Here is a 13,627-nt window from a genome sequence, read left to right as displayed (position 1 = left end):
CAGCCACCGCCGCAACCACGCAACAGCCTCAATGGTTGCGATCGCGTCCGAAGGCAGGTTCAAGCGAAGCGAGAACCTGATCGCGCAGCGAGCCGCCAGGCGAGTCGGAGCGATGCCAGCGATCGCCCGCGTTTATCGACGATGGAGGGCCGCCAGGCCCGAAGGAGGAGAAAAACGCAATTAATGCGCAGCGTCCTGCCAGGTGCGGCCGGTGCCCATGGAGACGCTCAGGGGGGCGCGTAGTTCGTAGGCGGCGGCCATCTGGGTGCTGACGAGGGTTTTCAGGTCGTCGAGTTCTCCTGGGGCGACTTCGAAGACGAGTTCGTCGTGGACCTGGAGGAGCATGCGGGAGGTGAGGCCGGCGTCGCGGAGGGCGCGGTCGACGTTGAGGCTGGCGACCTTGATGATGTCGGCGGCCGAGCCCTGGATGGGGGCGTTGAGGGCCATGCGTTCGGCCATCTCGCGGCGCTGGCGGTTGTCGGAGTTGAGGTCGGGCAGGTAGCGGCGGCGGCCGAGGATGGTCTCGGTGTAGCCCTCCTGGCGGGCCTTGGCGACGATGTCGCGGAGGTAGTCGCGGACGCCGCCGAACTGCTCGAAGTACTCCTCCATGAGGCCGCGCGCCTCGTCCGGGGAGATCCGCAGCTGCTGGGAGAGGCCGTAGGCGGACAGGCCGTAGGCGAGGCCGTAGTTCATGGCCTTGATGCGCGCGCGCAGTTCGGAGTCGATCTGCTCGGGCGGCAGGCCGAAGACGCGGGACGCGGTGATGGTGTGGAAGTCGGCGCCGGAGCCGAAGGCCTCCAGGAGCGCGTCGTCCTCCGAGAGGTGCGCCATGATGCGCAGCTCGATCTGGGAGTAGTCGGCGGTGAGGAGGGACTCGTAGCCGTCGCCGACGACGAAGGCCTCGCGGATCTGGCGGCCTTCGGCGGTGCGGATCGGGATGTTCTGCAGGTTGGGGTCGGTGGAGGAGAGCCGCCCGGTGGCGGCGATCATCTGGTTGAACGTGGTGTGGATGCGGCCGGCGTCGTCGGCCATGGGGATCAGGGAGTCGACGATGCTCTTGAGCTTGGCGACCTCCCGCCACCGCAGGATGTGCTCCAGGACGGGGTGGCCGTCCTTCTCCAGGAGGGTTGTGAGGGCCTCGGAGTCGGTGGTGTAGCCGGTCTTGGTGCGCTTGGTCTTGGGGAGGTTCAGCTCGTCGAACAGGACCTGCTGGACCTGCTTGGGCGAGCCGAGGTTGAACTCGCGCCCGACGGCGGCGTGGGCCAGCTGCTCCTGCTCCTTGACCTGGCCGCCCAGGGACGCCGACAGGCCCGCCAGGTGGTCGGCGTCGACGGCGATGCCGGCGCGTTCCATGGCGGCGAGGACGCCGACCAGCGGCAGCTCGACCTCGCGCAGGAGGCGGGTGGCGCCGCGCTTGTCGAGGTCCTTGTCGAGGACGTCGGCGAGCTCGGTGACGGCGCGGGCGCGGACGGCGAGGGCTTCGGCGGCCTCTTCCTCCCCGGAGCCGTCCAGGGTGAGCTGGCCGGAGTCCTCGGTCTCGCTGCGCAGCTCGCGGTGCAGGTAGCGCAGGACGAGGTCGGCGAGGTCGAACGTGCGCTGGCCGGGGAGCGCGAGGTACGCGGCAAGCGCGGTGTCGCTGGTGACGCCCTCCAGCCGCATGCCGCGCGCGGCGAGCGCCAGCATCGGGCCCTTGGCCTCGTGGATCGCCTTGGGGCGGGCGGGGTCGGCGAGGTAGGCGGCGAGGGCGCGCTCGTCGTCCTCGATCAGCTCGGCCGGGTCGAGGTGGACGGCGGGGCCCTTGACGGACGCCAGCGCCAGCGCGGTGATCTCGCCGGTGCCGCGGCCCCAGGTGCCGGTGACGGCGACGCCGATCCGGTCGGCGGTGTTGGCGTCGAGCCAGGCGCCGAGGGCGCCGGGTTCGAGCGGCTCCACCTCGACGTCGAAGCCCTCATCGGCCTCGGGCTCGGCCGCCGAGATCGAGGAGTACAGCCGTTCGCGCAGGACGCGGAACTGCAGCGAGTCGAACAGGGTGTGGATCTCCTCGCGGTCCCACTGGCCCATCGTCAGCTGCGGCGGCGTCAGCTCCAGGCCGACCTCGCAGTCGAGCTTGTTGATCTGCTGGTTGCGCAGCACGCCGGACAGGTGCTCGCGCAGGTTGTCGCCGGCCTTGCCCTTGATCTCGTCGACGCGGTTCACGAGGGTGTCGAGGTCGCCGTACTTGGTGAGCCACTTGGCGGCGGTCTTCGGGCCGACGCCCGGCACGCCGGGCAGGTTGTCGCTGCTCTCCCCCACGAGGGCGGCGAGCTCGCGGTACCGCTCGGGCGGGACGCCGTACTTGGCCTCGACGGCGGCGGGGTCCATCCGGGCGAGCTCCGACACGCCGCGGACGGGGTACAGGATCGTCACCGAGTCGTCGACCAGCTGGAACGCGTCGCGGTCGCCGGTGACGATGAGGGTCTGCATCCCCGCGCGGGTGGCCTGGACGGACAGCGTGGCGATGATGTCGTCGGCCTCGAACCCGGCGACCGACAGCCGCGGGATGCGCAGCGCGTCCAGCACCTCGAAGATCAGGCTGACCTGGCTGCGGAACTCGTCGGGCGTCTTCTGCCGGCCGGCCTTGTACTCGACGTACTGCTCGTGCCGGAACGTCGGCTCGGAGCGGTCGAACGCCACCGCGATGTGGGACGGCTGCTCGTCGCGCAGCACGTTGATGAGCATCGAGGTGAAGCCGTACACGGCGTTGGTCGGCTGCCCGTCGGTCGTGGAGAAGTTCTCCACGGGCAATGCGAAGAACGCCCGGTAGGCCAGGGAGTGGCCGTCGAGCAGCAGAAGCCGGTCGCGCTTGTCAGGGGTCGTCGGTGAGGTCGCCACACCAGGACTCTAGTCTGCGCGTACGACAGTTTTGTGGAGGCGTAAGTGACTGACACCGACGGCGCGAGCCCGGAGGACCTGGGCGCGAAGATCCTCGCGGGGGAGGAGTTCGACGCGCACGGCGACCTGGCGAAGAACATGGGCGTCGAATACCTGGAGGCCTCGGCCGAGCGCGTCGTGGGGCGCATGCCGGTCAAGGGCAACACCCAGCCGTACGGGCTGCTGCACGGCGGCGCGTCCTGCGTGCTGGCCGAGTCCCTGGGCTCGGTGGGCGCGGCCCTGCACGCGGGCCCGGACCGCATCGCCGTCGGGATCGAGATCAACGCCACCCACCACCGGTCCGCCACCGACGGGTTCGTCACGGGCGTGGCGACCCGCGCGCACGGGGGCCGCACCCTCGCCACCTACGACATCGTCATCACCGACGACCAGGACCGGCGGGTCTGCACCGCGCGCCTCACCTGCATGCTGCGCGACGCCCCGCCCGGCCGCTGACACGGCGTGATCCGCGCTTTCTTTGCGATGCGCGCCCCCGGGTCTGTAGCGTGGATCAGACCGGCCCGGGGTCACCGAGTAGACAACGTACGCGCCCGGGGAAGGTTCGTACGGCCCCAAAGGTGACCCCGGGTCAACGCATGTCCGGGGACGGTCGCGCCCCCGACACCGGCGTAGGTCCGTCACCGGTTGCGGTTGGGTTGCGAAACGATCCCGCCCGTTCACCCGTTCCGGGCGCCGGACGTACCGTCCGAGCATGCGCCACGCTGACACGCGCACCCCCGGCCCGCGCGCCCGGCGCCGGGCGGGCACCGCCCGTGCGGGCACCGTCCTCGCGGGCACCGCGCTCGCCCTCGCCGCGGCCCTCCCGCTCGCGGGGTGCTCCGGCTCCGGGCGGGCCACCTCCCTCCCCGACTACAAGATCCCCGCCGAGAAGGCGCGGGAGGGCGAGGCCGTCCCCGAGGGCAGGACGGGCAAGAGCGCCGACATGCGGTTCACCGTCGTCGGCTTCCGCGAGGCCATGACCGACGTCATGGGCACCCACGCCTCCATGAACGCCAAGGGCGCCTTCACCCGCGTGCGGGTCCTGGCCGTCAACACCGGACGCGACATCCAGGTGTTCGACACCTGGCAGCAGCGCCTCGTCACGACCGACGGCAGGACCTACTCCCCCGACGTCAACGCCACCATGATCAAACGGCAGCCGGAGCGGCTCTCGGTCGGGGCGTCCATGCGCGTCGAGTTCGACCTTTGGTTCGACGTCCCCCGCGGCGCGAAGACCAGGGCCGTCCGGCTGTACGGCTCACCGCCCGTCGGCGCCACCACCGACCCGGACCCCGCCGAGATCAAGCTCCCCTGACCCCCGCGACGCGCAAGGCCCGCCCGGCCCGGACGAACCGGGCCGAGCGGGCCTGACACGCTCGGACGCGCCGCTACTTCGCGGTCCCCTCGCCGGAACCGTCCTCGGGGCCCTCGGCCGCCGGAGCGGGCTCCTCGGCCGCCGGAGCGGCTTCCCCGGCCGCCGGAGCGGCGCCGTCGCCCAGCTCGCCGCCCAGGTAGGCCGCCCGGACCTCCGGGTCGTCCAGCAGGTCCGCCGCGGGCGCCGACTTGACCACCCGGCCGGTCTCCAGCACGTACGCCCGGTGCGCGATCTGCAGCGCCTGCTGCGCGTTCTGCTCCACCAGCAGCACCGTCGTGCCCCGCCGGTTGATCTCCTGGATGATCGAGAAGATCTGCTGGACGAGCATGGGCGCCAGCCCCATCGACGGCTCGTCCAGCAGCAGCACCTTCGGCTTGGCCATCAGCGCCCGCCCGATCGCGAGCATCTGCTGCTCGCCGCCCGACATCGTGCCGCCCAGCTGCTTGCGGCGCTCGGCCAGCCGCGGGAACAGCTCGAACGCCTCCGCCAGCTCCTTGGCGGGGTCGTCCTTGCGGGCGTAGGCGCCCATCAGCAGGTTCTCCTCCACCGTCATGCCGGGGAAGATCCCCCGGCCCTCCGGCGCCTGCCCGATGCCGACCAGCACCCGCTTGTGCCCGGGCATCCTGCTGATGTCCTCGCCGTCGAACCGGATCGCGCCCGACGACAGCCCGCGCAGCCCCGAGATGGTCTTCAGGGTCGTCGTCTTCCCGGCGCCGTTCGCGCCGATCAGCGTGACGATCTCCCCCTGGCCGACCTCCGCGGTGATGCCCTTCAGCGCGGCGATCTTCCCGTAGTGGACGTGGATGTCACTGATCTCAAGAAGCATCGGCCGGAGCCCCCAGATACGCCTCGATGACCCGCGGGTCGTTCTGCACCTCGGCCGGCAGGCCGTCCGCGATCTTCTGGCCGAAGTCCAGCACCGCGACCCGGTCGCTGATGCCCATGACCAGGCTCATGTCGTGCTCGATCAGCAGCACCGTCACGCCGGTGTCCCGGATGTCGCGGATCAGCTGCTGCAGCGCCACCTTCTCCGCCGGATTCATGCCCGCAGCGGGCTCGTCCAGCAGCAGCAGCTTCGGCTCGGTGGCCAGCGCCCGGGCGATCTCCAGCCGCCGCTGGTCGCCGTACGGCAGGTTCTTCGCCGCCTCCTCGCCGCGGTGCGGGATCCCCACCAGCTCCAGCAGCTCCCGCGCCCGCTCGCGGCCGCGGCGCTCCTCGCGGCGGTGCCACGGAAGCCCGAGCGCCGCCCCGACGAACCCCGTCCGGTGGTGCGCGTCCGCGCCCACCATGACGTTCTCCAGCGCCGTCATGTTGTGGAACAGCCGCACGTTCTGGAACGTGCGCGCCACACCCAGCTTCGTCACGAGGTAGCGCTTCTTGCCGTCGATGCGCTTCCCGCGGAACACCACCTGCCCCTCGGTCGGCCGGTAGACGCCGGTGGTCACGTTGAACACCGTCGTCTTCCCCGCCCCGTTCGGGCCGATCAGCGCGAAGATCTCGCCCTCGCGGATCGTGATGTCCACCTTGTTGAGCGCGACCACGCCGCCGAACCGCATGACGACGTCCCGCAGCTCCAGGACGGGTGACGCGCCCTTCGCCTCGCTCACTTGCCCTCCTCCACGGCGGCCGCGTCCGACTGGCCCGGACCGGCCACCTCGGCGCCCATGCTGCCCATGCCGCCGGTGCCCTCGGCCAGCTCCGCCTTCCGCTGCCGCGACGGCCACAGGCCCTCCGGACGGAAGATCATCATCACCACGAGCGCGGCACCGAAGATCAGCATCCGGTAGTCGTGCAGGAACCGGAACCGCTCCGGCAGCCACGCCAGCACCGCGGCGCCCAGCATCACGCCCGGAAGGTTGCCCGAGCCGCCCAGCACCACGCCGGCCAGGATCAGCGCCGAGACGAGGAACTCGAAGTTCTGCGGGTTGATCGAGGTGATCTGCCCGGCGAACACCACGCCGCCGCTGCCGCCGATCGCCGCGCCGATCGCGAACGCCGCCAGCTTGAACTTGAACGTCGGCACGCCCATCAGCTCCGCCGCGTCCTCGTCCTCCCGGATCGACGCCCACGCGCGGCCCACCCGCGACCGCTCCAGCCGCTTCACGAAGACGATCGCGATGATGATGAACAGCACCAGCAGGTAGTAGTACGGCCGCGCGTCCAGCAGCCCGTACTTCAGCGGCTGGACGCCCAGGATCTCGAACTCCGACAGCGACGGCGGGTGCGGGATCCCCTGCACGCCGCGCGGGCCGTTCACGTACGAGCTGTTGTTCGCCGTCCGCTTGACGATCTCACCGAAGCCGAGCGTCACGATCGCCAGGTAGTCGCCGCGCAGCCGCAGCGTCGGCGCGCCGAGGATGACCCCCGCCAGCGCCGAGAACCCGATCGCCAGCCCCAGCGACTCCCAGAAGTTCCACTCGTAGCGCGTCGCGAAGATGGCCATCGTGTAGCCGCCGACCGCGTAGAACGCCACGTACCCGAGGTCGAGGAGACCGGCCATGCCGACCACCACGTTCAGCCCGATCGCCAGCAGCACGTAGATCGCGATCTGGCTGCTCAGCATCGACGGCCAGTCGCTGCCGCTCGGCGCCATGAACGAGCCGATCGCCTCGCTCGGCAGCAGCAGCGCGCCGACGATCAGCAGCAGGTAGACGGCCCACCGCACCGCGCCGGGAGCCGACGCCCACCAGTCGCGCAGCGGGTCGAGAGAGAACATGTCGCGCGCCGAGCGGAGACCGCCCGCGCCGCCGTCGCCGTTTCCGTTCTTCGTGAGGTTCATGCGCGCGCCTGCTGGAGGGACTCACCGAGAATGCCGGTGGGACGGAACATCAGGACCAAGATCAGCACGGAGAACGCGACCACGTCGCGCCACTGGGATCCGAAGAAGCTCGAACCGTACATCTCCAGCAGCCCGAGCGTGAAGCCGCCGACCAGGGCGCCCCGGATGTTGCCGATGCCGCCGAGCACCGCCGCCGTGAACGCCTTGATGCCGAGCAGGAAGCCGACGAAGTAGTTCGTGCTCTCGAAGCGCAGGAAGTACAGCGCCGCCGCCACACCGGCCATCACCCCGCCGACCAGGAACGTCACCTGCACGACCCGGTCGATGTTCACGCCCATCAGCACGGCCGTCTCCGGGTCCTGCGCCGTCGAGCGAATCCCCCGGCCGAGCTTCGTGCGGTTCACGAACTGGTCCAGCGCGATCATCATGAGCACCGCGCCCACGAAGACGATCAACTGGTCGTTGCGGATCAGGATCGGCCCGACGTCCACGACGTCCGACAGCTTCTTGAAGTGCTCGTTGACGTCGAGCTTGCCGCCCTCCTTCGACGTCCCGAACACCCGGTGGATGAGCACCGTGCCCATCAGCTGCTGGATGAAGATCGACGCGCCGATCGCCGAGATCAGCGCCGCGAGTCTCGACGCCCCCCGTTTGCGCAGCGGCCGGTAGGCCGCCACCTCCAGCAGCATCGCGCCGCCGCCCGCGACCGCGCCGCCGACCACCGCCATGAGCGCCACCACGCCGATCAGCGCGACGCCGCCCACCGCGGACACGTCCAGGGTCCGCACCGTCCACAGCGCCGCGAACGTGCCGACCATGAAGATGTCGGCGTGCGCGAAGTTGATCAGCCGGAGCACGCCGTAGACCATCGTGTAGCCCAGCGCCAGCAGCGCGTAGATCGCGCCCAGCGCCAGGCCGTCGACGGTCGACGGCCAGAATTGATTGATGAAGTCGTCGAGCACCTTCGGTCGCCTTCGTCAAAAGGAGCGGGAGCGCTGTAGCGCTCCCGCTCCCGCGCCATCAGGGGCCCCCGGGACGGGGGCGGTCGGTCCGGGGCGTGGTGACGCCTACGAGACCTTCGCTTCGTTGCTGTTGCCGAGCAGCGGCAGCTTGTTGTCCTTCACCTCGTAGATGAAGATGTCCTTGGCCGCCAGCTCGCCGTTCTCGGCGAACTTGATCTGCTTGCCGACGCCCTGGAAGTCCTCGGTCTTCAGGAAGCTGTTGATGTCCTCCGGCGAGGTCTTGCCGGCCTTGATCGCCTCGATGAACGCCGTCGCGGCGTCGAAGCCCTCGGTCGAGTAGATCGCGACCTCGGAGTTGAACTTCGCCTTGTAGTCGTCGGCGAACTTCTTGGCCTTCGGGTTCGTCTTGCCCTCGGCGTCGATCAGGCAGCCGCAGCTCAGCAGCGCGCCCTGCGCGTTGGCCTGGCCGGCGCCCTCGATCAGACCGGTCGCCAGCGAGCCGTCGCCGGACATCATCTTGCCCTTGTAGCCGGCCTCGCGGAGCTGCTTGAACAGCCGGCCCGCCACCGCGTAGTAGCCGCCGAAGTAGACCGCGTCCGGCTTGAACTGGTTGATCTTGTTGACGGTCGAGGAGTAGTCCGTCGCCTTGTCGTCGACCGCGTCGGTCTGGGTCTGCACGCCCTTGGCGCCGGCGGCCTTGCCGATGGCGTCGGCGAGGCCCTTGCCGTAGTCCTGGTTGTCCGACACCGTGAAGATCTTCTTCGCCTTCACCGAGTTCACCAGGAAGTTCGCGGCGCCGTCGCTCTGCACGGCGTCGTCGGCCACCACCCGGTGCCAGTACTTCCAGCTCTTCTCGCCGAGCGTGATGTTGGTCGCGGACGGCGACACGCTCGGGACCTTGGCCTCTTCGAGGATCGGGGCGACGCTCTGCGACTCACCGGAGAACGCGGGGCCGATCAGACCGACGATCTTGTCGTTCTTGATGGCGCCCTGCGCCAGCGTCGTCGCCTGCTCCGGCTTGCCCTGGCTGTCGTAGGTCTTGAACTTGATCTTGACCTTCGGGTTCGTGGCGTTGTACTGCTCGATGGCCAGTTGCGCGCCCTGCTTGGGCGGGATCACCAGGCCCGAGTTCTCACCGGTCAGGTCACCCATGAACCCGAGCGTGATCTCGTTGCCGTTGCCGGAGTCGCTATCGCCGTCACCGCACGCCACGGCGCTGAGCGCGAGCGCCGCGCTCACCGCAACCGCGCCGGTGATCCTCATCATGTTGCGCCGCAAGGTGCCCAACCTTTCCATCCGGATCCGGGTGGATCGGGTACGAGTGAAGCCCCGACGCCGACCCCCTCGAAAGGAGGAAACCGGTCACTCGGGGACCAGGTATGTCGTACACCGTCGACCCACCCCAGAACAGGACCCCCGGATCGAAGGGTTACTCGTTCGTTACTCCCCTGTGCCCATCCGATACCGGGCGTTGCCTGGGACGATTACGAAACGTGACGTCAACGGCCCGGTCCGGCACCTGCGCTTTGGACCTTGACAACCGGGCGTTCGACCGCGCTGAGGAGTCAGCCCGCGGCGGGCTCGTCCCGGCCTCCGGAGGCGCCCGCCACGACGGCCTCGGCGACGGCCCGCATCGTGAGCCGCCGGTCCATCGAGGTCTTCTGGATCCACCGGAACGCCTCGGGCTCGGACCACCCGTGCGCCTGCTGCAGCAGCCCCTTGGCCCGGTCGACCACCTTGCGCGTGTCCAGCCGCTCCTGCAGCCCCGCGACCTCGGCCTCCAGCGCGCGCAGCTCGGTGTACCGGCTGACCGCCATCTCGATCGCCGGCGTGAGGTCGGTCTTGGAGAACGGCTTGACGAGATAGGCCATCGCGCCCGCGTCGGTCGCCCGCTGGACGAGCTCCCGCTGGGAGAACGCGGTCAGGATCACCACCGGCGCGATCCGCTCCGCGGAGATCCGCTCGGCCGCCGAGATGCCGTCCAGCACCGGCATCTTCACGTCGAGGATCACGAGGTCGGGCTTCAGCTCCCCGGCGAGGCGGACGGCCGTCTCACCGTCCCCGGCCTCCCCGACCACCTCGTAGCCGTCCTCCTGAAGCATCTCCTTCAGGTCCAGCCTGATCAGTGCCTCGTCTTCCGCGATCACAACCCGCCGAGCGCTCTCCACGCCCACGAGCCTACCGAAACCCGCTACCCTGGTCCCCGTCGCCCCGCCTCATGCAGGGCGATACGGACACCAAGGGACATGTCCGGATAAATATGCCGGGATGGCGAAATAGGCAGACGCGAATCCCTCAAAAGGATTTGTCCGAAAGGGCGTGCGGGTTCGAGTCCCGCTCCCGGCACTTCTAGAGATCCCTTCTCCATTAAGCGTCGCGCGTCGCGCATTGCGTCTGAGAGCTCGCCCCGAAGCCGGCAATGCCTCCACATTCGTCAGTGAGGCGCTGTGCTGGTGAATACAGCACCGCACGCCAGAGAAATCGCTGATCCTCTTTTCAGTATGGCCTCAAGGTCAGCAACGCCTGGCGCGATGCTTCACATAGAGCGATCATGCGTGAACTGTCAGTGGCGGTCGGGAGACTGCGGGCATGTACGATCCGCGACAGCGCCCACTGGCGTTACGACTGTTGGCGGCGGGGTTCACGATCGCTGAAGTGCACCGCCAGACCGGCATCCCCACGTCCACACTGGGCAATTGGAAGAAGCGCCCCGAAAAGGCCGCGAGCCATACTCCTCCGTTATGTCCGCGTTGCCATGATCGGGCGCTCGATCCCGCCGCTTACTCCTACCTTCTCGGTCTCTACCTCGGCGACGGGCATCTCGCCCGGCAACCGAACGGCGTCCATCGCCTGGAAATCGCCTGTTCCGACGTCTGGCCGGGCCTCATCGACGCCGCCGCCGACGCGGTGGGCGCCGTCCTGCCGTCCCGTGTCGGACACCGCCAGAAGCCCGGCTGCACGATGGTGGGGTCGTACTCCATCCACTGGCCCTGCCTGCTCCCCCAGCACGGGCCGGGAATGAAGCACACACGAAAGATCGAGTTGGCGGGGTGGCAGCGGGAGATCGTCGACGAGCGCACGGAGGAGTTCGTCCGCGGACTGATCCACTCGGACGGGTGCCGGGTCACCAACCGCGTGCGCAAGCGCCTCCGGGACGGGGACCGCTGGTACGAGTATCCGCGCTACAACTTCGCGAACGTGTCGCTGGACATCCAGGGGTTGTTCACCGGTGCGCTGGATCGGCTCGGGATCGCGTGGACGCAGATGAACGCGAAGAACATCTCGGTCGCGCGAAGGGAGGCGGTGGCGCGGCTGGACGAGTTCGTCGGGCCGAAGTACTGAGAGCGCGGCGGGTTTCCGGAGCGTCGCGGAATTGAGACCGGGCGGTGATTGGTGCGCGCCGCGCGAGGTCCACCGGGCTGGGTGTGAATTGGGGAAAAAGGAGCCGGGCACCGCGCGGGGTGCGGGTCGCGCGGTGCCCGGCAGGGGTGGTGGTCAGTGGGGGATGGCGATGGCGTCGCCGAGGCTGTGCACGCGCAGGGCGTTGGTCGAGCCGGCGGTGCCGGGGGGCGAGCCGGCGACGACGACGATCTTGTCGCCCTTCTGGAACCGGCCGAGTTCGAGGAGGGCCTGCTCGACCTGGCGGACCATGGTGTCGGTGTGGTCGACCTGCGGGACGATGAAGGTCTCGACGCCCCAGACGTGGGCGAGCCGGCCGCGGACGGCGGGCACGGAGGTGAAGGCGAGCAGGGGGATCGGCGAGCGGTAGCGGGACAGGCGCCGGGCGGTCTCGCCGGACATGGTGAAGGCGGCGAGGGCCTCGGCTCCGACGATCGCGCCGACCTCGGCGGCGGCGCGGGCGATGGCGCCGCCGACGGTCTCGGGCATGCGCTCCAGGGTGTGGGTGGCCTGGAGGGAGGCCTGCTCGGCGGTCTCCACGATGCGGCTCATCGTGAGGACGGACTCGATGGGGTACTGGCCGACGCTGGTCTCGCCGGAGAGCATGACGGCGTCGGCGCCCTCGAAGACGGCGTTGGCGACGTCGGAGGTCTCGGCGCGGGTGGGGCGCGGCGCGGAGATCATGGATTCGAGCATCTGGGTGGCGACGATGACCGGGCGGGCCTTCTCGCGGCACAGCTCGATGGCGCGCTTCTGGACGATCGGCACCTGTTCGAGGGGCAGTTCGACGCCGAGGTCGCCGCGGGCCACCATGATGCCGTCGAAGGCGGCGACGATCTCGGGGAGCCGCTCGACGGCCTGCGGCTTCTCGATCTTGCCGATGAGGGGGACGCGGATGCCCTCCTCTTCCATGATCTGATAGCAGATGTCGGCGTCGGCGGGGGTGCGGACGAAGGACAGGGCGACGAGGTCGACGCCGAGGCGCAGGGCCCAGCGCAGGTCGCGCTCGTCCTTCTCGGTGAGGGCGGGGACGCTGACCGGGACGCCGGGGAGGTTGAGGCCCTTGTTGTCGGACACCATGCCGCCGACGGTGACCGTGGTGTGGACGCGGGTGCCGTCGACGGAGGTGACCTTGAGGGCGACGCGGCCGTCGTCGATGAGGACGGTGTCGCCGGGGCTGACGTCGCCCGGCAGCCCCTGGTAGGTGGTGGACACCTCGCGGCGGGTGCCGGGCACGTCGTCGGTGGTGATGGTGAACTCGTCGCCGAGGGTGAGCCGCACGGGGCCGTCGGGGAAGCGCCCGATGCGGATCTTGGGGCCCTGCAGGTCCGCGAGGATGCCGACGCCGCGGCCGGTGGCGTCGGCGGCGGCGCGGAGCCGGTGGTAGACCTCTTCGTGGACGGCGTAGTCGCCATGGCTCATGTTGAGGCGGGCGACGTCGATGCCGGCTTCGACGAGGGCGTTGATCTGCTCGCTGCTGGAGCAGGCCGGACCGATGGTGCTGACGATCTTCGCTCGACGGGTCACGTCAACAACCGTACTTAGTTACTTGTCGGTACGGATATTCGTGCAGGATATGGTCCCCCGGGGTTCACCCAGTGGTCTAGGTCAGAGGTCTAGACCACATGTGGCCGCGTCACCGTTTGAACGCCTCCACGGTGGCCTGGCAGAAGGCCTTGAGGTCGTCGGGCTTGCGGCTGCTGACCAGGGTGTTGGGGCCGTCCTCGCAGACCTGGACCTCCTCGTCCACCCAGGTGGCCCCCGCGTTGCGCAGGTCGGTACGCAGGCTCGGCCAGGACGTCATGGTCCGCCCCCGGACGACGTCGGCCTCGATGAGGGTCCACGGCCCGTGGCAGATGACGGCGACGGGCTTGCCCGCGTCGAAGAACGCGCGGACGAAAGCGACCGCGCCGGGGTCGGTGCGCAGGAAGTCGGGGTTGGCGACGCCGCCGGGCAGCACGAGGCCGCCGAACTCGGCGGGGTCGGAGGCGTCGACGGTGGTGTCGACGGGGAAGGTGTCGCCCTTGTCCAGGTGGTTGAACGCCTGGAGGCGGCCGGACTGCGTGGAGACCAGGCGCGGGGTGGCTCCGGCCTGCTCCACGGCCTTCCACGGCTCGGTCAGCTCGACCTGCTCGGTGCCCTCGGGGGCGCACAGGAAGGCGATGGTCGTGCCCTGAAGATCGTTGTTCGGCATCGGTCTCC

12 protein-coding genes and 1 tRNA gene are annotated in these 13,627 nt (G+C 69.6%); 4 read left to right on the top strand and 9 right to left on the bottom strand.

Annotation, left to right across the window (positions count from 1 at the left end):
* Nucleotides 1-180: 180 nt before the first annotated feature.
* Entirely contained in the window at nucleotides 181-2,871 is a 2,691-nt protein-coding gene (gene polA, locus AB0C87_RS29895) for a DNA polymerase I (protein WP_345175365.1), read from the bottom strand.
* A gap of 138 nt (nucleotides 2,872-3,009) precedes the next feature.
* On the opposite strand from polA, the gene AB0C87_RS29890 reads away from it, so the two are divergent.
* Complete coding sequence (locus tag AB0C87_RS29890; RefSeq protein ID WP_345175617.1) at nucleotides 3,010-3,366, top strand: hotdog fold thioesterase; 357 nt, start codon at nucleotides 3,010-3,012, stop codon at nucleotides 3,364-3,366.
* A gap of 256 nt (nucleotides 3,367-3,622) precedes the next feature.
* Complete coding sequence (locus tag AB0C87_RS29885) at nucleotides 3,623-4,225, top strand: DUF4352 domain-containing protein (RefSeq protein WP_353835117.1); 603 nt, start codon at nucleotides 3,623-3,625, stop codon at nucleotides 4,223-4,225.
* 73 nt (nucleotides 4,226-4,298) lie between these two features.
* Here the strand turns inward: AB0C87_RS29885 and AB0C87_RS29880 are convergent, their stop codons facing one another.
* The 6 genes from AB0C87_RS29880 to AB0C87_RS29855 form a co-directional block, all read right to left on the bottom strand.
* On the bottom strand, nucleotides 4,299-5,111 hold the full coding sequence (locus AB0C87_RS29880; protein ID WP_345175367.1) for an ABC transporter ATP-binding protein: 813 nt from the start codon (nucleotides 5,109-5,111) through the stop codon (nucleotides 4,299-4,301).
* Nucleotides 5,101-5,841 (bottom strand): ABC transporter ATP-binding protein, encoded by a 741-nt coding sequence (locus AB0C87_RS29875; RefSeq protein ID WP_345175618.1) that lies wholly within the window; start codon nucleotides 5,839-5,841, stop codon nucleotides 5,101-5,103. The genes AB0C87_RS29880 and AB0C87_RS29875 overlap by 11 nt, the downstream gene beginning before the upstream one ends.
* 47 nt (nucleotides 5,842-5,888) lie before the next feature.
* Entirely contained in the window at nucleotides 5,889-7,064 is a 1,176-nt protein-coding gene (locus AB0C87_RS29870) for a branched-chain amino acid ABC transporter permease (protein ID WP_345175368.1), read from the bottom strand.
* A complete protein-coding gene (locus AB0C87_RS29865; RefSeq protein WP_345175371.1) occupies nucleotides 7,061-8,026 on the bottom strand; it encodes a branched-chain amino acid ABC transporter permease in 966 nt (321 codons plus the stop codon). The genes AB0C87_RS29870 and AB0C87_RS29865 overlap by 4 nt, the downstream gene beginning before the upstream one ends.
* A gap of 105 nt (nucleotides 8,027-8,131) precedes the next feature.
* Entirely contained in the window at nucleotides 8,132-9,292 is a 1,161-nt protein-coding gene (locus AB0C87_RS29860; protein ID WP_345175373.1) for a branched-chain amino acid ABC transporter substrate-binding protein, read from the bottom strand.
* Between the two features lie 299 nt (nucleotides 9,293-9,591).
* Nucleotides 9,592-10,194 carry a response regulator gene (locus tag AB0C87_RS29855; RefSeq protein WP_345175375.1) on the bottom strand — a complete coding sequence of 201 codons (603 nt, stop codon included), beginning with the start codon at nucleotides 10,192-10,194 and terminating at the stop codon, nucleotides 9,592-9,594.
* Between the two features lie 94 nt (nucleotides 10,195-10,288).
* Between AB0C87_RS29855 and AB0C87_RS29850 the strand changes: the two genes are divergently transcribed.
* Nucleotides 10,289-10,372: transfer RNA gene (locus AB0C87_RS29850), tRNA-Leu, on the top strand.
* A 243-nt stretch (nucleotides 10,373-10,615) separates the two neighbouring features.
* On the top strand, nucleotides 10,616-11,368 hold the full coding sequence (locus tag AB0C87_RS29845; protein WP_360580570.1) for a helix-turn-helix domain-containing protein: 753 nt from the start codon (nucleotides 10,616-10,618) through the stop codon (nucleotides 11,366-11,368).
* Between the two features lie 153 nt (nucleotides 11,369-11,521).
* On the opposite strand, the gene pyk is transcribed toward AB0C87_RS29845, so the two are convergent.
* Together pyk and AB0C87_RS29835 are read right to left on the bottom strand one after the other, a co-directional pair.
* Nucleotides 11,522-12,952 (bottom strand): pyruvate kinase, encoded by a 1,431-nt coding sequence (gene pyk / locus AB0C87_RS29840; RefSeq protein ID WP_345175380.1) that lies wholly within the window; start codon nucleotides 12,950-12,952, stop codon nucleotides 11,522-11,524.
* Nucleotides 12,953-13,061: 109 nt separating this feature from the next.
* Nucleotides 13,062-13,619, bottom strand: coding sequence for a type 1 glutamine amidotransferase domain-containing protein (locus AB0C87_RS29835; RefSeq protein WP_360580568.1), 558 nt, complete (start codon nucleotides 13,617-13,619; stop codon nucleotides 13,062-13,064).
* Nucleotides 13,620-13,627: the final 8 nt, after the last annotated feature.

This window comes from Actinomadura sp. NPDC048021 (assembly GCF_040653135.1).
GTDB classification, from domain to species: domain Bacteria; phylum Actinomycetota; class Actinomycetes; order Streptosporangiales; family Streptosporangiaceae; genus Spirillospora; species Spirillospora verrucosospora.
The sequence above is the reverse complement of the archived record's forward strand: the minus strand, read 5'-3'. Positions and strand labels throughout refer to the sequence as shown.